This is a genomic window from Companilactobacillus nuruki, from assembly GCF_002872255.1.
Taxonomy (GTDB): domain Bacteria; phylum Bacillota; class Bacilli; order Lactobacillales; family Lactobacillaceae; genus Companilactobacillus; species Companilactobacillus nuruki.
In genome coordinates, this window is sequence record NZ_NIPR01000043.1 from 25,632 (window position 1) to 46,763 (window position 21,132).

18 protein-coding genes are annotated in these 21,132 nt (G+C 34.9%); 2 read left to right on the forward strand and 16 right to left on the reverse strand.

All coding sequences use genetic code 11. The features are described from left to right. Positions 1 to 18: 18 nt before the first annotated feature. From CBP76_RS09640 to CBP76_RS09660, 5 genes are all read right to left on the reverse strand, one after another. Entirely contained in the window at positions 19 to 1,365 is a 1,347-nt protein-coding gene (locus CBP76_RS09640) for a DEAD/DEAH box helicase (RefSeq protein ID WP_102196677.1), read from the reverse strand. Further along, entirely contained in the window at positions 1,366 to 2,322 is a 957-nt protein-coding gene (locus CBP76_RS09645; protein WP_102196678.1) for a DHH family phosphoesterase, read from the reverse strand. Continuing rightward, on the reverse strand, positions 2,315 to 3,445 hold the full coding sequence (gene dinB, locus CBP76_RS09650; RefSeq protein WP_102196679.1) for a DNA polymerase IV: 1,131 nt from the start codon (positions 3,443 to 3,445) through the stop codon (positions 2,315 to 2,317). The genes CBP76_RS09645 and dinB overlap by 8 nt, the downstream gene beginning before the upstream one ends. Positions 3,446 to 3,460: 15 nt before the next feature. Next, positions 3,461 to 4,897, reverse strand: coding sequence for a glucose-6-phosphate dehydrogenase (gene zwf / locus CBP76_RS09655; RefSeq protein ID WP_102196680.1), 1,437 nt, complete (start codon positions 4,895 to 4,897; stop codon positions 3,461 to 3,463). Positions 4,898 to 5,294: 397 nt separating this feature from the next. Beyond that, complete coding sequence (locus tag CBP76_RS09660; RefSeq protein ID WP_102196681.1) at positions 5,295 to 6,203, reverse strand: SDR family oxidoreductase; 909 nt, start codon at positions 6,201 to 6,203, stop codon at positions 5,295 to 5,297. 158 nt (positions 6,204 to 6,361) lie between these two features. Between CBP76_RS09660 and CBP76_RS09665 the strand changes: the two genes are divergently transcribed. Beyond that, positions 6,362 to 6,862, forward strand: coding sequence for a TetR family transcriptional regulator (locus CBP76_RS09665; protein ID WP_102196682.1), 501 nt, complete (start codon positions 6,362 to 6,364; stop codon positions 6,860 to 6,862). Positions 6,863 to 6,873: 11 nt separating this feature from the next. Here the strand turns inward: CBP76_RS09665 and CBP76_RS13215 are convergent, their stop codons facing one another. The 10 genes from CBP76_RS13215 to CBP76_RS09710 form a co-directional block, all read right to left on the reverse strand. Continuing rightward, on the reverse strand, positions 6,874 to 7,035 hold the full coding sequence (locus tag CBP76_RS13215; protein WP_166667248.1) for a hypothetical protein: 162 nt from the start codon (positions 7,033 to 7,035) through the stop codon (positions 6,874 to 6,876). Positions 7,036 to 7,125: 90 nt separating this feature from the next. Next, positions 7,126 to 7,578, reverse strand: a complete 453-nt coding sequence (yajC, locus tag CBP76_RS09670) for a preprotein translocase subunit YajC (RefSeq protein WP_102196750.1) — start codon at positions 7,576 to 7,578, stop codon at positions 7,126 to 7,128. 96 nt (positions 7,579 to 7,674) lie between these two features. Then, positions 7,675 to 8,817, reverse strand: a complete 1,143-nt coding sequence (gene tgt / locus CBP76_RS09675; RefSeq protein ID WP_102196683.1) for a tRNA guanosine(34) transglycosylase Tgt — start codon at positions 8,815 to 8,817, stop codon at positions 7,675 to 7,677. 9 nt (positions 8,818 to 8,826) lie between these two features. Then, positions 8,827 to 9,864, reverse strand: a complete 1,038-nt coding sequence (gene queA / locus CBP76_RS09680; protein WP_102196684.1) for a tRNA preQ1(34) S-adenosylmethionine ribosyltransferase-isomerase QueA — start codon at positions 9,862 to 9,864, stop codon at positions 8,827 to 8,829. 54 nt (positions 9,865 to 9,918) lie between these two features. Next, entirely contained in the window at positions 9,919 to 10,947 is a 1,029-nt protein-coding gene (gene ruvB / locus CBP76_RS09685) for a Holliday junction branch migration DNA helicase RuvB (protein WP_102196751.1), read from the reverse strand. A gap of 34 nt (positions 10,948 to 10,981) precedes the next feature. Next, the gene (gene ruvA, locus CBP76_RS09690) at positions 10,982 to 11,572 is read right to left on the reverse strand and encodes a Holliday junction branch migration protein RuvA (protein ID WP_102196685.1); all 591 of its coding nucleotides are present in this window, start codon (positions 11,570 to 11,572) and stop codon (positions 10,982 to 10,984) included. Positions 11,573 to 11,709: 137 nt separating this feature from the next. Continuing rightward, a complete protein-coding gene (gene mutL, locus CBP76_RS09695) occupies positions 11,710 to 13,641 on the reverse strand; it encodes a DNA mismatch repair endonuclease MutL (RefSeq protein ID WP_166667249.1) in 1,932 nt (643 codons plus the stop codon). A gap of 14 nt (positions 13,642 to 13,655) precedes the next feature. Then, positions 13,656 to 16,280 carry a DNA mismatch repair protein MutS gene (mutS, locus tag CBP76_RS09700; protein ID WP_102196687.1) on the reverse strand — a complete coding sequence of 875 codons (2,625 nt, stop codon included), beginning with the start codon at positions 16,278 to 16,280 and terminating at the stop codon, positions 13,656 to 13,658. Positions 16,281 to 16,292: 12 nt separating this feature from the next. After that, positions 16,293 to 17,093 carry a TIGR00282 family metallophosphoesterase gene (locus tag CBP76_RS09705; protein ID WP_102196688.1) on the reverse strand — a complete coding sequence of 267 codons (801 nt, stop codon included), beginning with the start codon at positions 17,091 to 17,093 and terminating at the stop codon, positions 16,293 to 16,295. An 86-nt stretch (positions 17,094 to 17,179) separates the two neighbouring features. Then, positions 17,180 to 17,875: a DUF554 domain-containing protein gene (locus tag CBP76_RS09710; RefSeq protein ID WP_102196689.1), complete on the reverse strand. Its 696-nt coding sequence runs from the start codon at positions 17,873 to 17,875 to the stop codon at positions 17,180 to 17,182. A 255-nt stretch (positions 17,876 to 18,130) separates the two neighbouring features. On the opposite strand from CBP76_RS09710, the gene CBP76_RS09715 reads away from it, so the two are divergent. Then, a complete protein-coding gene (locus CBP76_RS09715) occupies positions 18,131 to 20,449 on the forward strand; it encodes a cell surface protein (protein ID WP_102196690.1) in 2,319 nt (772 codons plus the stop codon). 116 nt (positions 20,450 to 20,565) lie between these two features. On the opposite strand, the gene CBP76_RS09720 is transcribed toward CBP76_RS09715, so the two are convergent. Beyond that, entirely contained in the window at positions 20,566 to 21,129 is a 564-nt protein-coding gene (locus CBP76_RS09720; protein WP_102196691.1) for a hypothetical protein, read from the reverse strand. Positions 21,130 to 21,132 lie beyond the last annotated feature (3 nt).

Here is a 21,132-nt window from a genome sequence, read left to right on the forward strand (position 1 = left end):
AATATTTAACGAGTCTAACTAATTATTTTTATTACGTCTTTCTTCACGTTCTTGTCGTCTATTTTGACGAATTTGGATCTTACGTTGTTGACGATGCTCCTCATTAATAGCCTGCTTGATCTTCTTTTTATAACCAGGCTTACGTTTTGTCTTTTGTTTCTTAACAAAACCAACTAACTTAGTATCAAGTTTTTCTTGACTAGCACGACGATTAACTCGACGATCACGTTCAACAGCATCAACAATTTCGCCCTTTTTAATATCTTTAGGTTCAAATTTGATACCCATATGCTCAATTTCATCAACCTTATGTTCTTCGCCAGGAGCATAGAAAGTAATGGCCGTTCCAGACATTTTATTTCGTCCAGTTCTACCAACACGGTGAATAAAGAAATCTAAATCATCTGGGATTTCAGCATTAATAACATGTGAAACACCATTGATATCAATTCCACGGGCAGCCAAATCAGTTGCCACTACATATTGATATTCCATATTTTCAACTTGTTTCATAGCACGTTTACGTTCTCTTGGAGTTAAACCACCATGAATCCTGGCTACTTTCAATCCCTTACCACGAAGATATTGATAAATTTCATCAACTGTCTTTTTAGTATTAGCAAAGATCAATACTAAATATGGTTCTCCTAAAGTAATTAATTGATAAATCAACTCATTTTTATTACGACCATGTGTCGACATTAACCAATTATCAACGTTTTTAGGAATAATAGTTCCATTTTTAATTTCAACACGTTGTGGTCCATGCATATACTTGTTCAAAAATGGTTCCAGTTTTTGTGGAATAGTGGCTGAGAACACCATCATTTCTCGGTTTTCAGGCAATTTATCAGTTATATGATCAATATCATCTAAAAATCCCATGTCTAAAGTCATATCGGCTTCATCAACTACGAATCTTTCAACATTTTCAATATGTAAATCATTCTCTTTGATCAAATCCCAAAGACGCCCGGGAGTTCCAATTGCTATTTGTGGTTGATGTGCAGCCAGTTTTTTCTTCTGACGGTCTCGGTCAGCACCACCTACAAAAATAAAAGCATTATATTCTTCTGGATAATTCTTCAAAATAGCTTGTGTATCTTCATAGATCTGATAGGCCAATTCCCTACTAGGCGTTGCTATTAAAAGCTGTACCTCTTGTTTATCTGTCAAAGCATTCATTGATGGTAACAAGAACGCATGAGTTTTACCTGAACCGGTTTCAGATTGAACAATAATATCTTTTTTCTTATTTACTAAAGATATTACAGCCTCTTGTACCTGTGTTGGTTCATCAAAATTAATTTCTTTTAATGATTTATTAATAGCATCATTAAAATTATATTGTGAAAATTTAGTCATCTATTCACCCTTCTGGTTATATTCGTTAACAATATCCTTTAACTCTTCAAACATTTGCTTAACCTCATCAAGGTCCTTAGCGGTGGCTCCACTTGCTAATGGATGTCCACCTCCATCATGTTTTTTAGCTAATTCATTAATAATTGGTCCTTGAGAACGCAAGTGCATTCTGAAAGTTCCATCATCCTTTTGAACAGCTTCCATCCATGAACGAACTTCTTTTAGGCGACCTGGAGTTGAAACAACTGAATTAGCCTGTTCCTGATTGATATTCAATTGTTTCATCAATTCAAGATCAATCACTGCATAGGCAGCACCTGATTTGTCAATTTTCAGATTATCAAACAAAACGCCTTGTAACTTAGCTTGTTGTAGCGTTATTTCATTCATTTTATTATTAATACCAGCTGTATCTACACCTAAGGCAATGAATTTTCCGCCAATTTCCATAGTATGTTGAGTTGTAGCAGGATATAAGAATCTACCTGTATCACCGACAACCCCAGCATATAGATAATAAGCTACTTCCTTAGTCAATTCTAGTTCATCACTACTTTCAATTAAGTCGGCAATGATTTCTGAACTTGAGCTGGCGTTAGTATTGACAAAAAGTTGGTCCCCATAAGCATCATCATTTGGATGATGATCGATTTTGATTAAAAAGTCCCCATCATCAAAACGTTGATCGTCAATTCTTGGTTGATTAGCGGTATCCGTCACGATGACTAAGGCGCCTTTATAGTCCTCATCTTTTACCTCTTCAACCGTTGAGAGCCACTTGAGACCTTCAGTATTATTACCACCAATTAAAACTTTTTTGTTTGGAAAAGCTCGACGAATCGTTGTTGCTAAACCAGCTTGAGATCCCAATGCATCAGGATCTGGATTTTGATGACGTAGAATGATAATTCTATCATATTTTTTTATTGTTGCAATTATTTCAGCAAAGCTATTCATAATTGTCCTCCTTATAAGACAAATTCAAAGAAACCTCTTCATACGACAACGGGTCCAAGTTTGTTACCGTAATCCCTAGTAAACGAATCTTTTGATCAGTTACCTTTAATTTATCATAAATATCCTTTGCAACACGATAAATTTCTTCTTTTGTTTGAATATAGTCTTGAAAACTCTGGCGTTTTGTAATAGTTTCAAATTCTGAATTTCTTAATTTGAGGACAATCGTTTTACCATGTTGACGTTGTTTTTTCAAATCCTTTTCAACTTTTTCGGATAAAAAAACTAATTCATTATTAATTTGTTCATCAGTAACCAAATTGCGATTATATGTTCTTTCGCGACCGATCGATTTACGGGTCCGGTGCCCTTCTACTGATGAATCATCAATTCCATGTACTCGTTTATAAATTACGTAACCCATTTTACCAAACTTCTGTAAAAATTCGTCCTGATCAATATTTTGTAGATCTTCGCCTGTATAGATATCCATCTCATGGAGTCGTTTCTGCATTGCCTTACCAATCCCATTGAATTTCTCAATTGGTATTGGTTTTAAGAATTCTTTGGCATATTTTCCTAAAATTATTGTTCTGCCAAAAGGTTTTCGATAGTCTGAAGCCATCTTAGCTAAAAACTTATTATAAGAAATTCCTACCGAACATGTTAAACGTGTTTCTTTAACAATTCTTTGTTGAATATAATTAGCAATCTTAATTGTATTATTCTCGTTCAATTTATTAACAGTTACATCTAAATATGCTTCGTCCAATGCAACGGTTTGGTAATTGTCAGTAACATCCCCAAAGATATCATGAATTTGATCAGAAACACTTCGATATAATTCAAAATTAGGTGGAGAAATAATTAATTTATTCTTAGGTATCAAATCGACGGCTTGTTGAGCTGGCATAGCTGAATGTGCTCCATATTTACGTGCATTGTAATTAGCCGTTGTTACTACGCCATGATGGTTATGTTTACGCGGATCTGGTGCTACAATCAAGCATTTCTTTTTATACTCCGGATGTTCTCTTTCTTCTACTGAAGCGAAAAAAGCATCCATGTCAACATGGATGATTTTTCGTTTTTCTTCAATTTTAATTGGTATTTTTAAAAAGATTAGCTGACACCACCTTTAATCCCAAGCCCAAGAATTACCATCACGTTCTAGTAACATTTCTGCAGCATCGGGACCCATAGTTCCACTTAAATAATTTGGAAAATCAGGAGTTTGACTATCCCAACGCTCTCTGATTGAATCGATATACTTCCAAGTACTTCTAAGTTCATCCCAAAGTGTAAAGTGAACTCTATTTCCGGATAGAATATCGATAATCAAGCTTTCATAAGCCTCACGAGCACTATCAAATTCCTCTTCTTCAGGGAATTTAATAAAATCTTGTCCAGATTCTTTGTAATTAATGCCATTAATTAGGATACTATTTCCATCTTCTGGTTCAATCAAAAGTGTGACAACTGTATTAGCCTTAATTCCCAAATCAGCAACTTTTTCATTGAAGACGATATCAATTCTAGAAGACTTTGCAGGCATTCTTTTACCCGAACGAACATAGAACGGAACTCCAGACCAACGATCTGATTCAAATTCAATTCTACCAGCAGTAAATGTTTCAATCTCTGAATCTTCGGCCACATTGTCTTCTTGACGGTATGCTTTTTGATCACCTAATTTATCAGTATCATATTGGCCACGAACAAAATCAGTATCAACCTGCTCTGCTGTTAAAACTTTTAAACTATTGAACAAGTTTGTTTTATCTTTATGAATAATTTTAGCATCTGTAGCTTTTGGATCATCACTTGCTACTGCACCGATAATTTGCATAATATGATTTTGAACCATATCTCTTAGAACACCAGCAGTCTCGTAATAGCCGCCACGATCCTCAACACCAAGTGACTCGGCTAATGTAACTTGAACATTTGAAACATATTGATTATTTAAAGCTTTCTCAAATACAGGGTTATTAGCACGAATATGGGGAATATCTTGAATCATTTCCTTACCAAGATAATGATCAATACGATAAATATCATCTTCTGGGAAGGCCTTAGAAATATTTCCATTTAATTCACAAGCGGAATCTAAATCACGTCCAAATGGCTTTTCAATGACCAAACGATTGTAACCATCGGTCTTTAAACCTTCGGAGTTAATATGTTCGGCAACAGTACCAAAGAATCTAGGAGCAATTGCCATGTAATAAACACGATTATGACCAGTTTCAAATTGATCATCCAACTTGGCTGCCAAATTTTTTAATGCAATATAATGTTCAGAATCATTTACATCGTGTGATTGATAGAAGAAATGTTTTGCAAATTCCTCCATAATCTTCTTATCATCCTCAAAATAATCCTCTAAAGAAGTGATAACCGTTTCCCGGAAATAATCATCGCTCCATGGACGACGTGCAGTCCCAATAACTGCAAAGTGATCCTTCAAAATTCCGGACTTATACAGACGGAACAATGATGGATAAAGTTTACGGTGTGCTAAATCACCGGAACCCCCAAAAATAATAAAAATTGCTGACTTCTCTGTAACCATTTTTAAACTCCTTTGAAAGCATCATATGTATATATTTTACAACATGAATTATTAAACATCTGCATTATTGACTTATTATTTTTTCAATAATGCACTTGACAGGATCATTTAAAAAAATCCTCCCTCAATAATGTAGATATTAAACCTTAGAGTATACTTTAAGGCAAACAAAAAGGTTTTCTAGGATATACGATTAAGACCTAATAAGCGGATTTAAATATTTCTAATTCTTGAATCCATAAAAAAAAGTCTGGATTGATATCAATTATGTTCTTTCTTAAATACGATTGATAATCAATGCAGACTATTTATTTTGACCAATTAGAACCATTTTAATGACAAGATATACAACGGTTGACCAGTCTGAAACAAAAATTGATTACTGGCTCTGTGATTTTTAAAGATTTTCTTCTAAATCCTCTAATAGTCCAATATGTTCTGGTTTCCAACCTGTTTCTTTTTGAGTCAACTCACTTGATGCAGGGATGTCAAGACCAAACAAATTATTAACATCAAATGCTTGCTCGGTTGATAAATTCTCAAAATCCAATGCTGGTTGAGCTTTCAATGGTAAAGATAATTTTTTTGAAATTTTATCGGCAATATCCTTAGTTTTAATTTGTCCTTCAGCAGCAGCATTGAAAATATGCAATGAATGTTCCTGTTGTAAAGCATAATCCAGTACCAAAACAAACAAATGACCAGCGTCCTCACGATTGACAGCATTCCAACGGTTTTGTCCATCACCAAAATAAGCTACGGCCCCCATCTTTTTAGCTTGAAAAATTATTAATGAAATAATTCCATAACCTCCATTACCATGAACTGAAGGAGCTAGTCTAACAACATTCGCATTTACACCTGTTTCAATCAATTGACGTGCTAAGAACTCTGATTGGCGTGGCATAATTTTTTCCACACCTTCAAATCCCATATCGTTTTCAGTTAGGATATGATTAGGATCAAGACCAGCTGTTCCAGCTGTCACGATTAAAGGCTTGTTTGTTCCTTTTAATACCTCTCCCATAGCTGCAATAGCCTCTGCATCAACTCGACTTGCTTCTGCAAAATGATCAAAATCATTTACGAATCCGAGATGTAATGTAGCATCAGTTTCTTTTGCTGATTGTTTCAATACATCAATATCTTCAAGGGTTCCCATCACAGGAGTTCCACCCATTGCTTTCAATTTGTCAGCGCTCTTTTGAGAACGAGTTAATCCTAAAACATCAATTCCCTTTTTAATCAATTCCTTGGCTACTAAAGTACCAATATTTCCAGTTGAGCCTGTCATAAATACACGCATTTTAAATACTTCCTTAATCACATTTTTTATTTTTATTATTTATTTATCTGTACAACACGTTTATAATAACACCGTAGATTAAATAAACTATATTCAATAAATGAATATAGTTTTATAAATAGACACTGTAGAAAAAATGTGGAAAAAGAAGACAGCTAATGACCACCTTACAAAATGAAAGAACCCAAAAATTAATTTTTATGGGCTTAAAAGAACTATTACTTAAAGAACCCTTCAGTAAAATCACTGTCAATCAAATATCTGATCAAGCCTTAATTCATCGCTCGACTTTTTATACTCACTTTGATGATAAATATGATTTATTAAATAAATACCTTATCCATCAACGTAAACTGGCTGATTTTAAATTTGAAGATATTTCTGATCATCCCTATACAACTATAGCAACTATCAATAACCAAGAATTATTACCTATTTTAAAATATCAAAGTAATGATCGTGATTTTTCTAATGGATTTTTTCAATTTATTATTGATACCATAACTTTAGGAGCCGACAAGAATACTGAGTTAGAGCGATTCTTTTACATCGGTAGAATTAAAGCCATAAACCTTTGGATCGAAAAAACCAATCAACCATATAATCCCTTTGTTGATTATGAATATTTAGATAAAATATTCATTACTGGAAAAAAATAGTCTTTGAACTATTAGTTACTCTTTTCAAAGAAACTAGTTAAATAATTAATTGCCTCTTCAGTAGTCTTAAAACCATGTTTCTGTTTTATCTCTTCTAATTTATTCTGAGATCTTCTACTTAAATTTGAACTATCAATTATTTTTTCTTTTGAATCTGATATTTTTTCTGCCATTCTTATCACCTTTTATTAAATTGTTATACTACCTTAACAGATAAATAAAAAAGATTGAAACTTTTTAGGTTTCAATCTTTTTTTGTTAAATTATTTTGTTTCTTTTTTTGTATCTGCATCGTCAGTCTTTGGTGCTTCTGATGTTTCAGCAGCATCAGTTGTCTTTGTTTCAGTTTCTGTCTTTTCAGCAGGTGCTTCAACCTTTTCAGTTGTTGCCTTGTCATCAGCTTTTTCAGCTGGTTTCTTAGCACTGTCAGCAGGAGTTGAACGACGAATGAAGTTCAAATCAAATGTTAGATAAATCCCATCACAGTCAACAACGACTTCTTTATTATCACGATCTATTGAAGCAATAACACCCTTAATACCACCAAGTGTAACAACCTTGTCACCCTTGTTCATGGCCTTAAGCATTTCTTGACGCTTTTGTTGTTGTTTCTTTTGTGGACGAATAGTTAAGAAATACATACCAACAAACATAACAACAATAAGGATCATAAACATTGATGATCCACCAGCACCAGCGGCACCTAATGTAAGCATATTCAAATTTTCCACCTCTTAATAATTTGCATAAGTATAGAGTAACAAAAAAAACGGTGTCTTTCCATACCAGTAAGTTCTTCTTAGTAAAATCTTCTAAAAATTCTTAGCATTTTCACGATTGAAACCATAATCTTCAAAAACGTGTTCTCTAAATTCTAAAAGATTATCATCTTTAATAGCTTGACGAACACCCTTCATCAAATTCAATAAGAAATAAAGATTATGATAACTCGTCAAATGTGTACCAAATAATTCATTAGCATTGATCAAATGACGGATATAAGCCCTTGAATAATTACGGCAGACATAACAATCACAATTATCATCCAATGGTCCAAAATCACGAGCATATTTAGCATTTTTAACCACCAAACGTCCATGACTTGTCATACAAGTACCATTTCTGGCAATTCGGGTCGGTAAAACACAATCAAACATGTCGATTCCACGAATAACGCCATCAATCAATGAATCGGCTGTACCAACACCCATCAAGTAACGAGGTTTATCTTCTGGCAATAATGGAGTTGTAAAGTCAAGCACACGGTTCATTTCACCCTTTGATTCTCCCACAGATAATCCACCAATTGAATAACCAGGGAAGTCCATACTTACTAAATCACGAGCACTTTGTTTACGTAAATCTTCAAAGCCAGCACCTTGAACAATACCAAACAGCGCTTGCCAATCAGGATTACGATGTGCCTTTAAGCCACGTTCAGCCCACCGACTAGTTCTAGCGACTGATTTTTGGATGTAATCGTAACTTTCAAAAAATGGTGGACATTCATCTAGACTCATCATAATATCTGGGCCCAAATAATTTTCAATCTTAATAGCTTTTTCTGGTGAAAGAAATTCGCGTCGACCATTTAGATGATTGCGAAAATGTACCCCGGCCTCAGTAATATCACGAGTATTGGCTAATGAAAAGACTTGAAATCCACCAGAATCAGTTAAAATCCCCTTATTCCAGTTCATGAATTTGTGTAATCCACCGGCCTCTTTAACGATATCTTCACCAGGTCTTAACCATAAATGATAAGTATTAGCTAAAACAATTGTCGCACCAATTTTATCAAGATCTTCTGGAGACATATTCTTAACTGAAGCTTCAGTTCCAACTGGCATGAAAATAGGAGTTTCAAAAGTTCCATGTGGAGTCTCTAACAATCCTAAACGTGCGCCAGTATGTTTTTCCTTCTTGAGTAATGTATATTTAACGGCTGGTTCCATAAGTTCCCTCTACTTAATGAACATTGCATCACCGAAACTAAAGAAGCGATATTTCTCTTCTACAGCATGATGATAAGCGTTCAAAATATTTTCTCGGCCAGTAAATGCGGCTACCAACATAACAAGTGTTGATTTTGGTAAATGGAAATTAGTGATAAATTCATCAACGACTTTCCATTCATAGCCGGGTTTAATGAAGATATCGGTCCAACCTGAATCGGCTTTGATTTCTCCATTAAATTTAGTCCCGATTGTTTCCAAAGTTCTAATTGAAGTCGTTCCAGTAGCAACAATCTTACCACCGTTTTTCTTAACATCATTTAAAGTTTTAGCTGATTCTTCATCTAAACGATAAAATTCTGAATGCATAACATGCTTATCAACATCAGATTCCGTCACTGGTCTGAAAGTACCTAAACCGACATGTAATGTTACATAAACTAATTTAACACCCTTATCTTCAACCTTTTTCAACAACTCCTTGGTCCAATGAAGACCAGCGGTTGGAGCAGCGGCTGAACCGTTCTCTTTAGCATAAACCGTTTGATAGCGATCAGGATCATCCAATTTTTCTTTGATGTATGGAGGTAATGGCATCTCACCTAATTTTTCCAAAATTTCCATGAAAATACCTTGGTAATGAAATTCAATAATCTTGCCACCATGTTCTAGGTTCTCCAGAACTTCAGCTTCAAGTTGACCATCTTCACCAAAGCGCACTTTAGTTCCAACTGTGGCACGACGAGCGGGTTTCATCAAAACCTCCCACTTATCTCCTTCAATATTATTCAATAATAATACTTCTTCATGACCATCAGTATCTTCTTTAGTTCCATACAAGCGAGCAGGTAAAACTCGTGAATTATTCATGACCAGAGCATCCCCAGGATTTAAATAATCCAAAATATCATAAAAATGTTTGTCTTGATATTCACCAGTTTTAGAATCAAGAACTAATAAACGTGATTGATCACGATTCTTAATTGGTGTTTGAGCTATAAGTTCTTCGGGTAAATCATAATCAAAATCTTCAGTTGAAAGTGACATATAAATTCTCCTTTAATAAGTGATTTTATGAATTTCTTTAGAGAGTAAATCATTTTATTCGTTTTTTTCAGGGTACGGCATATCTAAATGTTCATAACCTTTTCTTGTTACAACACGTCCCTTTGCGGTTCTCTTCAAAAATCCCATTTGCATTAAATATGGTTCATAAACTTCCTCAATTGTCTCTTGTTCCTCACCGATATTGGCTGCAATAACTTTTAGACCAACTGGACCACCATTATACAATTCAATGATCATTTCCAAAATCCGTCTATCGATATGATCAAGTCCCGCATCATCAACTTGCAGCTGATTCAATGCCGACTTGGCCATTGCATAATCGATCGTATCCTGATGAGCAACCTGAGCAAAATCACGAACTCGTTTTAATAAACGATTAGCAATTCTAGGTGTCCCTCGAGAGCGACGGGCAATTTCATGGGCACCTTCTTCATCAACATTGATATTTAAAACGTTAGCTGATCGAAAAACAATTTTAGATAATTCATCTATGGTATAGTACTCCATTCTTTCGACAATTCCAAACCGATCTCTTAAAGGAGCTGAAAGTTTTCCAGCGGCTGTAGTTGCACCAATTAAAGTATAGGGAACCAACTGATGATGTAGTGATCGTGATTCACTTCCCTGACCAACAATAATATCAATATAGAAATCTTCCATAGCCGAGTAAAGGACCTCTTCAACTGCTCTTGGCATCCGATGAATTTCATCTATAAATAAAACATCCCCAGGTTCCAGCTCATCTAATACAGCCACCAAGTCTCCTGATTTTTCAATTGAAGGACCAGTTGTCGTATGAATATTGACACCCATTTCATTAGCAATAATCATTGCTAACGTAGTCTTACCTAACCCCGGAGGTCCATATAATAAAACATGATCTAGTGTTTGCTGACGTTGTTTAGCTGCTTCAATATAGATGTCTAATTCTTTCTTAGCCTTTTCTTGACCAAGATATTGATCAAAAGTTTGGGGACGTAGCGTCTGTTCAACAATATCTTCTATATTGTCCAATGAATCAGCATCAGTTAAGCGTTCATTTTCATCTTCGTTATTTTCGATTTTTGACACTCCCTTCTTATTTGATATTGGTTATTTATTTACTTAACATCTTCAAACCTGCACGTAAATATTCATCTGCGCTTTTAAGATTTTCTTTTTCAAGTTGTGTTTTGATTTTTCCAATCTCTCGTGTTGAATATCCTAATGATTCCAGAGCGGCTAATCCATCTTCTAACTCCTTATTGCCAGAACTAAATACAACTGGAGTCTCACCGAGTGTCATTTGTCCTTCTGCCGTAAATTTACCTGATAAATCCAAAATAATCTGTTGAGCAGTCTTCTTACCAATTTTAGGAAATTTAGTTAAATATTTGACATCATCATTTTCAATCGCATGAATTAGACCTTGTAGATCCTGGCCAGCCAATATTGCTAATGCACTTTTAGGGCCAATTCCTGAAACACTGATCAAATGAAGAAAGATATTCTTTTCATTTAAATCATAGAATCCATAAAGCGATTGTTCATTGTCACGAACTATCTGCTCAACATAAACTTGTGCTTCTTGATTTTCTTCATAACGATAAGGATTTGCTACTTGAACTTTGTAACCGACACCCTTTACATCCACAACAATATATGACGGAGTAACAGTTGTAATTAAACCATTTAAATATTCAAACATAATTATTCATCACTTTCTCATCAAACGAGTTCCGTGAGGCAGCTCCCTGTGGTTAAGCCAACTTTGAAGCCATTTACTTTAGCAAATGACTCAAAGTGATCTTAATCCTCAGGAGCTGTTCAGCCTCACTGCACTCTCTATTCATCACTTTCTCTGGTATCATGTGGATCCTGTATTCTTTTAAACATTTTTTCAAGATCTTTATTACTAAATTCTACCAACACCGGACGTCCATGTGGGCAATTATATGGATTCTCAGCCTTGGTTAAATTATTAAGTAATTGAACTGCTTCACGATCATCAATATGATGATTGGCCTTGATGGCTCGCTTACAACTCATCATAATAGCATTTTTTTCTCTGAATGCAGCCACACTGATTTTGGAATCATTCAAAACATAATCAATCATTTCTTTAATAGTTGATTCCTCTTGTCCCGGTACAAACCATGTTGGATGAGTATTAACTACAAAACTATTTTGTCCAAAGTCATCTAAATATAAACCAATACTTTCTAAAATTGGTTTCTTTTCTTTAATCAAAATACTTTCTGAATTAGGATAATCCAAAACAATAGGTACTAATAATTTTTGTTGATCATTTGAAACTTTTCCAATTTCCTTACGATAATATTCGTAATTAACTCGCTCTTGAGCGGCATGTTGATCAATTAAATAAAACCCATCCTGACTTTCTGCTACCAAATATGTACCATGAATTTGACCAATATAGCGTAAATCTGGAAAATCCGAGACTTCTTGTGACTTCTCTTCATTATCAGTTGCAGGAACCACTCTTATTTTTTCTTCAACTTCTTGTTTTAGTCTTTGATCCCATGAATTCAGGTGTTTGGGGTCTTTAAAAATAGGCATCCCTGTCATTGGAGTTTCAAATCTCTCCGAAACTTTAGGAATTTCTTCCATTGGCACTTCTTGTTCTGATTCAATCGCTCTCGTTGATAAGGGTTCATTAATTTTATCAATAGTACCAATATCACTTAAACTGATTTGTTCAGGCTTATAAGTATCAATCTTAGAAATTGTTTCTTTACGACCAAGATTCTTAACTGCATCCGGAATCAAATTCTGATTAGACAAACGTTGTCTAATTCCTTCGCTAATTAAATCACTGATATGTCCTTCATTCGATAAACGTACTTCTTGCTTTGTAGGATGAACATTGATATCGACCAATGCTGGGTCCATCTTAATGTCCACCACAGCAATTGGAAAACGAGCCACCATCAGTTTAGAACCATATCCTCGAATAACTGCATTAGTTAGTTGAAAGTTTCTAATATATCGACCGTTTAAAATTAGTGAAATATATGAACGATTAGATCGAGTTGTATCAGGTTTTGAAAAATAACCTTTAATTTCATAATCTGGATCAGAATTTTCAAAATCCAGCATATGACTAGCAATTGTACGACCGTAAATTCCTGCAATCGTTTGTTGTAAATTATCATTTCCAGACGTCCAAACAAGATCCTTGCCCTCATGGATCAATCGAAAGGAGATATCTGGATGTCCCATTGCCAAACGGTCAACAATATCGACAATCTTGTTTAATTCAGTATGTAGCGACTTAACATATTTTAAACGAGCAGGTGTGTTAAAGAAAAGATCCTCGACAGTCATAGTTGTTCCCTTAGAACGTGCAAAGGTTTCCTTTTTAACTAACTCATTTCCAGAAAACTTAGCTCGAGTTGCTACCTTACCATCAGTACTAGTATTAACAGTCAATTTTGATACAGAAGCTATACTAGCTAAAGCCTCACCACGAAAACCGAGCGTTCTTACATTGAACAAATCATGATCTGTAGAAATTTTACTAGTTGTATGCGGTAAAAAGGCGACCTCAACATCATCTGCTGAAATCCCCTTTCCATTATCGTTAACCTCAATTGACTTTAAACCAGCTTGTTTGACTGTGATCAAAACTTGACTAGCCTGTGCATCGATGGAATTTTCCACCAGCTCCTTAACAACTGATGCGGGGCGTTCAATAACCTCGCCAGCTGCAATTTGATTACTTAATTCAACTGGTAGTTCATGAATAATACCCACGTTTTCCACCTTCTTTATTTAAGCTTCTTTTGCCACTTATATAATAAATTAATCGCTTCGATCGGTGTGATTCCCATTAAATCTTGGTCGCCAATCTCTTTAATTACTTGCGATTCTTTATTGGATAACTTTTTAACCTTTTTATCTACTTCAGGGAAGAGCGATAGTTGTGCTTCATCATCAACTGTTATTTCTTCTGGTTGAGAAACAACTTCAATTGGTTCTTGAATTGTTTCATGAATGCTATCCGAAGTCGTTGTATGGACAGACGTTTCTTCCAGACTGCTCAAAATTTTGGTTGCCCGAGTTAAAACATCATTTGGCAATCCAGCCAATTTTGCGACATGAATACCATACGATTTATCAGCTGGTCCTGGTAATACCTTATGTAAAAATACTAAGTCCCCGTTTTCCTCAGATGCATCAACATGAACATTTTTTAATCCTGGTAATTGTTCCTCTAATTCTGTAAGTTCATGATAATGCGTTGAAAACAAAGTCATCGCTTTAACATTCTTATCAATATATTCAATAATTGCTTGTGCTAAAGCCATTCCATCATAAGTTGCGGTTCCTCGACCAATTTCATCGAAAATAATCAAACTATTTGGAGTGGCATTCTTTAAAGCATCATTTGCTTCACGCATTTCAACCATAAAAGTACTATCGCCAGAAATCAAATCATCTGCTGCTCCAATTCTAGTAAAGATATGATCAAAGATAGGCAGCTTAGCCGAGTCTGCAGGCACAAAACATCCGATCTGAGCCATGATAACAGTTAATGCCATCTGACGCATGTAAGTACTCTTACCTGACATATTGGGACCCGTAATCAATAGGATATCGGTTTTATCATCAAAATTAACATCATTAGGTATATAACTATTATTACTTAAAACTTTTTCCACAACCGGATGACGTCCATTAGTAATATTTAATTGATGTTTTTCCACAAATTCAGGTGATACATAATGATACTCTTCACTGACGACCGCAAAGCTTTGTAATACATCAAGTCGTGACACAATATTGGCTAATGCCTGAATTCTTCTAATTTGATCCTTAATCTTCTTACGAATCTGATCAAATAAGTGATATTCAAGACTCTTAGACTTTTCTTCAGCCTCCAGAATCAAACTTTCCTTTTCTTTCAACTCCGGCGTGATGTATCGTTCTGCATTGACTAATGTTTGTTTGCGTTGGTAGCGGTCTTCTGGAACTTTATCCACATTGGCGTGACTGACTTCAATATAATAACCAAAGACTTTATTATAACCAATCTTTAAATTATTAATACCAGTTAATTCTTGTTCTTTAGCCTTCAAAGATGCTAACCATTGCTTACCGTTTTTGGAAGCATCCAGATACTTATCAAGTTGATCATTGTAGCCCTCTTTTATCAGTCCACCACCTGTAATAGAGATAGGGGCTTCTTCCACAATCGCCTTGTCAATAAGTTCACGAATATCTTGAACTTCATCAATCTTTTCCACATAGGCTGTTAATTCATCATCACCAATATCTAAAAGAATTGATTTAATCTCTGGAATCTGCTCCAAAGAGGTTTTTAATTGAATCAAATCACGACCGTTGACGGTTCCGTAAGCTACACGACCAGCTAAACGTTCCAAATCATAAACTTTAGTTAAGTAATCCTGAAAAGTTGATCTTTGAAAATAATTATCCAAAAATACCTGTACTAAGTGTTGTCGTTGTTGCAATTTTTCCACACTGATCAATGGACGTGCCAACCATTGCTTTAATAATCGACTACCCATGGCTGTTTTAGTCTCATCTAATAACCACAACAAAGTTCCAGACTTTTTGTTAGTTCTGATATTCTTGAACAATTCCAAATTACTCTGTGCTGAATGATCCATCAACAAATACGCTGAGGTTTCATAAGATTGAGCCGGTTTTAGGTGATCTAGCGAGCGCATTTGGGTTTTGATCAGATAACTTATTAACAGTTTGACTGTTGATACTTCATTATCTCGACTAATCTGCGAAAAATCAAAACTATAATTATTATCCAATTCATCCAATTTTGAAATCAAAATACCATATTTACGTAACTGGTCTAAATACTTTTGTGGAAAACTGCCAGAAACAACCGTTTCTTTAGTATCCAAATTTTGTAACTCATTAGTTAAATCTAATTGACTGTCAACAGTTGTAACTTTGACTTCACCTGTTGATAAGTCCGCATAGGCTAACCCGAAAACGTCTTTCTTTGCTGTAATAGCTGTAATATAGTTATTTTCTTTGGCTTGATCAGACTTATCCATGATGGTACCTGGTGTAACCACTCTTGTTACACCACGTTTAACCATCTTTCCTTGTGCATCGGCAGGATTCTCTAACTGATCACAAACTGCCACTTTATAACCTTTATCGACAAGTGTATCAATATATCCCTCGATAGCATGATGTGGGACACCACACATTGGTATGCCCTCATCGGCTTTTTTATTACGGGATGTTAATGTCAATTCAAGAATTTGTGAACCTTTAACAGCATCATCGTAAAACATTTCATAAAAGTCACCTACACGATATAACAAAAAAGCATCTGGATACTGTTTTTTGTATTCCAGATATTGCTCCATCATCGGTGTTTCTTTAGTTTTTTGAGGCATAAGTTCCCTCCATTAATTCAAAAATGATTGATTATTCGGTGTAATTACATAATTCTTAATACTGCGTGCATTGTTAGTTGTATCGTTGATATCAATAACAGCAAAACCAATTTGCATTCGACCGTCTTCGTCAACATCAAACTTATTAGGTCTTTGTGTCAAAAAACGATTAATAATTGGTTCTTTTTTATCGCCCAAAATACCATCGTATGAACCTGTCATACCAACATCGGTTAGATAGGCTGTTTGCTTGTTGATAACCTGTGCATCATTTGTCTGAACATGGGTATGAGTTCCACAGACTGCCGAGACACGTCCGGTCATGTAATTAGCAAAGGCAATTTTTTCACTAGTAGTTTCAGCATGAAAATCGACAAATTTTACTGCGTCGTCATCCAATTTAGAAACTAACTTATCAGCTTTAATAAATGGATTTTCGATTGGTTGCATCAAGGCAGTTCCCATCATGTTAATGACATAAACCTTTTTGGTATTTACCTTAATTTCTAAGTATCCACGTCCAGGAACATCCCCCGGAAAATTATATGGACGAAGAATATTTTTCTTTGGATCATCAATGAAATCTAAAATCTCACGCTTATCCCATGTATGATTTCCTCCCGTTACAACATCTGCACCGGCACGAGTGATTTTTTGATAATCAGGTTCTTTAGTACCCTTACCACCAGCAGCATTTTCACCATTAACAATTGTTAATTGTGGCTTAACCTTTTTCTTGATCTCAGGTAGATATGTTTCTATAGCCTTAATGCCGACTGATCCTACGACATCGCCAACGAAAAGAATTTTCATTATATTTTTGTCCCCAATCTTTACCTATAGTATTGTATCAATTTTGTTGGAAATTAAAAAGACCAGACGTTCGTCCAGTCTTTCCATTAAAACAATCCCATAATCGCAATCACAATAATAGGAACTGCTAATGAAGGCAATAAATTTAATACCTTGATCTTTTTAATATTTAATAATCCCAACCCTGAAGCAAAAATCAAAATACCACCAACAATTGTAAGTTCAGTAATCATGTTGGTATTAATAGAGTTCTGCAATAACATAGCGATCAAATAAATACTTCCCTGCCAACACAAAACAGCAACTGCCGCCAAAGCCATCCCTATACCAAAAGTCGATGCCAACACAATAGATGTAATTCCGTCTAACATCCCATTAGTAAACAAAAACGTATAGTCTTTGTTCAAAGCTGCTTGGATTGGTCCTAAGATCGACAAAGATCCAATACAGTACAATAACACAGCTGTCGCTAATCCTTCAGCCAAATTGCTGCTACCATCAAGATTGGGCTTAGAGAATCTGCCAACCAAATTATTAAAGTGTTTCTCAAAGTCTAACCATTGTCCAAACAGTCCCCCAATAGCTAAACTCACAATAAAAAGTACTGGATAGTGACTTTTAGGCATATGTTGAACAACAGCATTTATTCCTATCATGATAGCCACCATACCTAATGCCTGTGTGAGGATCTCGTTATATTCTGCTTTAATTCCCTTTTTAAAATAACTGCCGACAAAACTTCCTATTAAAATCATGCCGACATTAAAAATTGTTCCTATCATAAAATTATCCCCCAGTTAAGTATTAACTTAGAATTATACCCTCTCAAAGGAGCTTAAGACTAAATATTTTTAATAGAACTTTCTATATGCTTTACACATTCTTGTGATAATAGGCAAAATTCATTCATTTTTATTCCTTTATTTTATTATTATGACCATTATGAAAAAAAAGTTTTCCATAATTGAAGTTATTAATTAATTAATTTTATCTATAATTAATTTAATAAAACATAGAACTAATTTGGGGATAAAGCAATGAGGAAAATTATTAGGGATCTATTTAAAACACTTATATCTATTCTTGCCGTGATTTGTTTATTAATGATTCTTGACAAAAGTACAACTATCAAAGTTGACGCTACGGAACAAGATGTTGTTAATAACATTGCGCTTATCGATGACGGCATACTTCACCAAGCCGCTAATTCTTATATTGGTACCGGAGGATATCCAGAAAGAACATCCGACACCTCTCTCGATTTTGCATTTGTCAATGGTATTTCTGCTCTTTCTGGGACAAATTACGGTATCTTACCAAAATTAACATATAAGGTCTTTTATAAGGGAACTGATGCTAATAATAATCCAGTTTATAAAATTGGTGGTTACCTTAGTAATCAGCGTTTATATGCCGAGATATTATTGCGCCCATCTCTTTCAGGTTCTCCAATAGTACAAAGAGAACTATATCTCTATAATCCTACAACCGAATCTGCTAAATCAAAATTTCAAATTTACTATGGTGAGGATACCTCAATTGATGCAACTGGTTCTCCTGCGGTTGATGATGTGCCTTTATACTCAATGGGCAATGACGAAGGCCTTTACTTGTACAGCGCAAAAAATCCAGCAACTAGTGACGCTAAACTTTATGTCACAAATGACGTAAAGGATGGATTTTCGGCCTACATGGGTAAAGCTTATTCTTCCTCTATAAACTGGGATTCTAAAGGTAAGGCTGATATCAATGCAGGTGGTGCTATTACAAGCCCATCGCTTAAATACTCCGGTGGTACAACCACAGTAGATGCTGATTCATTTGGTGATAATGGTCGCTTAGCAGGTTCAAATCTTCTTTATGGTATTAGAAATGGCGTTACTTACCCCGTAGTTGACGAAAATCATAAGCAAAACTCAGCTTACACATTAAGATGGCCTATGAAGGACAAAATGCAACCCGGTGAAACGCTACATTATGCTTCTAACATAGGTGCTACTCTAGCTGGCTACTCAATCCCTAATGTCAAAAAAACTTATACCAATACTACTCCTCACAGCGATGGTTTGAATCATCTTGGTGATAAACTACGTTTTACCTTAACAGTTCAAAATGATGGTTTAAGATCATCTTGGAATTTTAAGCAGATTCAAGATGCCATGCCAACAGGTTTAACTATTGATCCTAACTCTGCTTCTTACAAGTGGACAGAGATGACTACCTCTGGTACTGGGAATAATCAAGTTGATACTGAGGTTACCAAAGGATCTGGCGATATTCCTAGTTCTTATCTTTTAGATAACAAATTAAACTTCACTCCTAATACTAATATAACCGAAAAAGGTAAGTACTATATAACCTTTGACGCTACTATTAATAGCAAAGCATCTGGTACTTTAACCAATACTGCTAACTTCACAGGTGCAAACGTCACATACGCCGATGGTGATAAATCATATAAAGCCAGTGTTGATATACCAGTTGCAGCTTCCAACTTCAAGCCCGACTTCTCAAACCAATTGAGAAATGTATCTAATAATGATAGTACTTTTAATAGCACCGCTACTGGTGAAGCTGGTAACATAATTGAATTCAAATCAATTTTAACAAGTACTGGTTCCGATGCTATGAAAACTGGTAATTATGTCAACTCTGTAATTAATGATAACCCTAGCAACCTGAAATTAGTTTCTGGAAGCGTCTCTGTTAACGGAGTTCCTCAACCTGATTCTGTAGGGACTAGTCTAAGTGTCACTGGACCTTCAGCCACGGTCATCTTCAGAGCAGAAATTATTGGTAAAACACAAACATCAATATCAAATACTGCTTTAATGAACAATGTTACAACTAACAGTGGTGATACTTATACCAACTTAATTTCTAATCCTGCAGTTTTGAATATTACTGAAAAACAACCAACTACCTCTTTCGTAGAGGTTCCTTCCTCAATCGATTTTGGTTCCATTAATTCCAGTGGTTCGGAAAGGATGCTATTGAATAAAAAGACAGAAGGAAATTTAATTATTAATCATAGTAATAATTCTCCATTTCAAGTTTCTGTCAGCTATGATAATGATATCAATCCTATAAAAAGTGGAGATAACAAATTAGTTAATGACAATGGCACAGTTCTGTTCTTTAAACAAGCGACTTCAGATGGGAGTACTAAATGGACACCGCTATCCACGACTGCCGTTCCTATTAAAAGTGACGGCTTCGATGGATCCTATGAAAACTTTTCGATTTCTCAATACGTCGGTTTAAATAAATGGGAATTACGTGTTCCAGGAACAGCCAAATCTGGAAAATATACTGGTCAAATTACTTGGTCAATTCAAGATACGCCTCAAAATTAACATGAAAATATTGAGGAAATTCCAAATGCTATTCTAGTTATATTTATTTTTACTGATAAAAGTAAATAGTATAAAAATACCTGTCTAGTAACCAAAATGGTTACCAGACAGGTATTTTAATTTGATTGTTTAACAATATCAGCAGGAATTTCAGCCTCCGAACAAATCAAAGCAATAATATACTCAATTGTTTCAGAATCATCCCAATCAGCTGACAAGTCCAAATTTATTTGTCGTCCATCTTTTAACGTTAGTTCCAAATAATATGGAGTTGGAAGATGAAACATTATTTTCTTTGGTGCATAAAATGATCCGCCCAAAATATTTGCTGGAGCGTTCATTTCTTTACCAACGACCACGGTTAAACTTTTAATATCTTTAAATTCAAATTTATCCTGTTCTTCATAAAATGGAAATAACACAGATTGCAATCTCACACTAAAATTTAAGTAATTATGTGATTTAATCCCTTTATCATCGACTTCCCAATATCCATAGAAATCCGATAAACTCCGTGCAAAAATCAATGCACTGATAACTAAAAATGTAATTCCTAAAATAACTGCTAACAACCACTGATGAGAAAAAATAAATATTAATAATCCCACTATCAACCCAACAGCCCAACTCACAAGCATGGGGGTATAATTTATTTTTCTACCAAATCCGATACTGTCCATTAT

Bases quoted from the DNA above. Each gene is read 5' to 3' on its own strand.
- CBP76_RS09640 (WP_102196677.1), bottom strand. From the start codon at position 1,365: ATGACTAAATTTTCACAATATAATTTTAATGATGCTATTAATAAATCA.
- CBP76_RS09645 (WP_102196678.1), bottom strand. From the start codon at position 2,322: ATGAATAGCTTTGCTGAAATAATTGCAACAATAAAAAAATATGATAGA.
- zwf (WP_102196680.1), bottom strand. From the start codon at position 4,897: ATGGTTACAGAGAAGTCAGCAATTTTTATTATTTTTGGGGGTTCCGGT.
- CBP76_RS09660 (WP_102196681.1), bottom strand. From the start codon at position 6,203: ATGCGTGTATTTATGACAGGCTCAACTGGAAATATTGGTACTTTAGTA.
- CBP76_RS09665 (WP_102196682.1), top strand. From the start codon at position 6,362: ATGACCACCTTACAAAATGAAAGAACCCAAAAATTAATTTTTATGGGC.
- CBP76_RS13215 (WP_166667248.1), bottom strand. From the start codon at position 7,035: ATGGCAGAAAAAATATCAGATTCAAAAGAAAAAATAATTGATAGTTCA.
- yajC (WP_102196750.1), bottom strand. From the start codon at position 7,578: ATGCTTACATTAGGTGCCGCTGGTGCTGGTGGATCATCAATGTTTATG.
- tgt (WP_102196683.1), bottom strand. From the start codon at position 8,817: ATGGAACCAGCCGTTAAATATACATTACTCAAGAAGGAAAAACATACT.
- queA (WP_102196684.1), bottom strand. From the start codon at position 9,864: ATGTCACTTTCAACTGAAGATTTTGATTATGATTTACCCGAAGAACTT.
- ruvA (WP_102196685.1), bottom strand. From the start codon at position 11,572: ATGTTTGAATATTTAAATGGTTTAATTACAACTGTTACTCCGTCATAT.
- mutS (WP_102196687.1), bottom strand. From the start codon at position 16,280: ATGCCTCAAAAAACTAAAGAAACACCGATGATGGAGCAATATCTGGAA.
- CBP76_RS09705 (WP_102196688.1), bottom strand. From the start codon at position 17,093: ATGAAAATTCTTTTCGTTGGCGATGTCGTAGGATCAGTCGGCATTAAG.
- CBP76_RS09710 (WP_102196689.1), bottom strand. From the start codon at position 17,875: ATGATAGGAACAATTTTTAATGTCGGCATGATTTTAATAGGAAGTTTT.
- CBP76_RS09715 (WP_102196690.1), top strand. From the start codon at position 18,131: ATGAGGAAAATTATTAGGGATCTATTTAAAACACTTATATCTATTCTT.
- CBP76_RS09720 (WP_102196691.1), bottom strand. From the start codon at position 21,129: ATGGACAGTATCGGATTTGGTAGAAAAATAAATTATACCCCCATGCTT.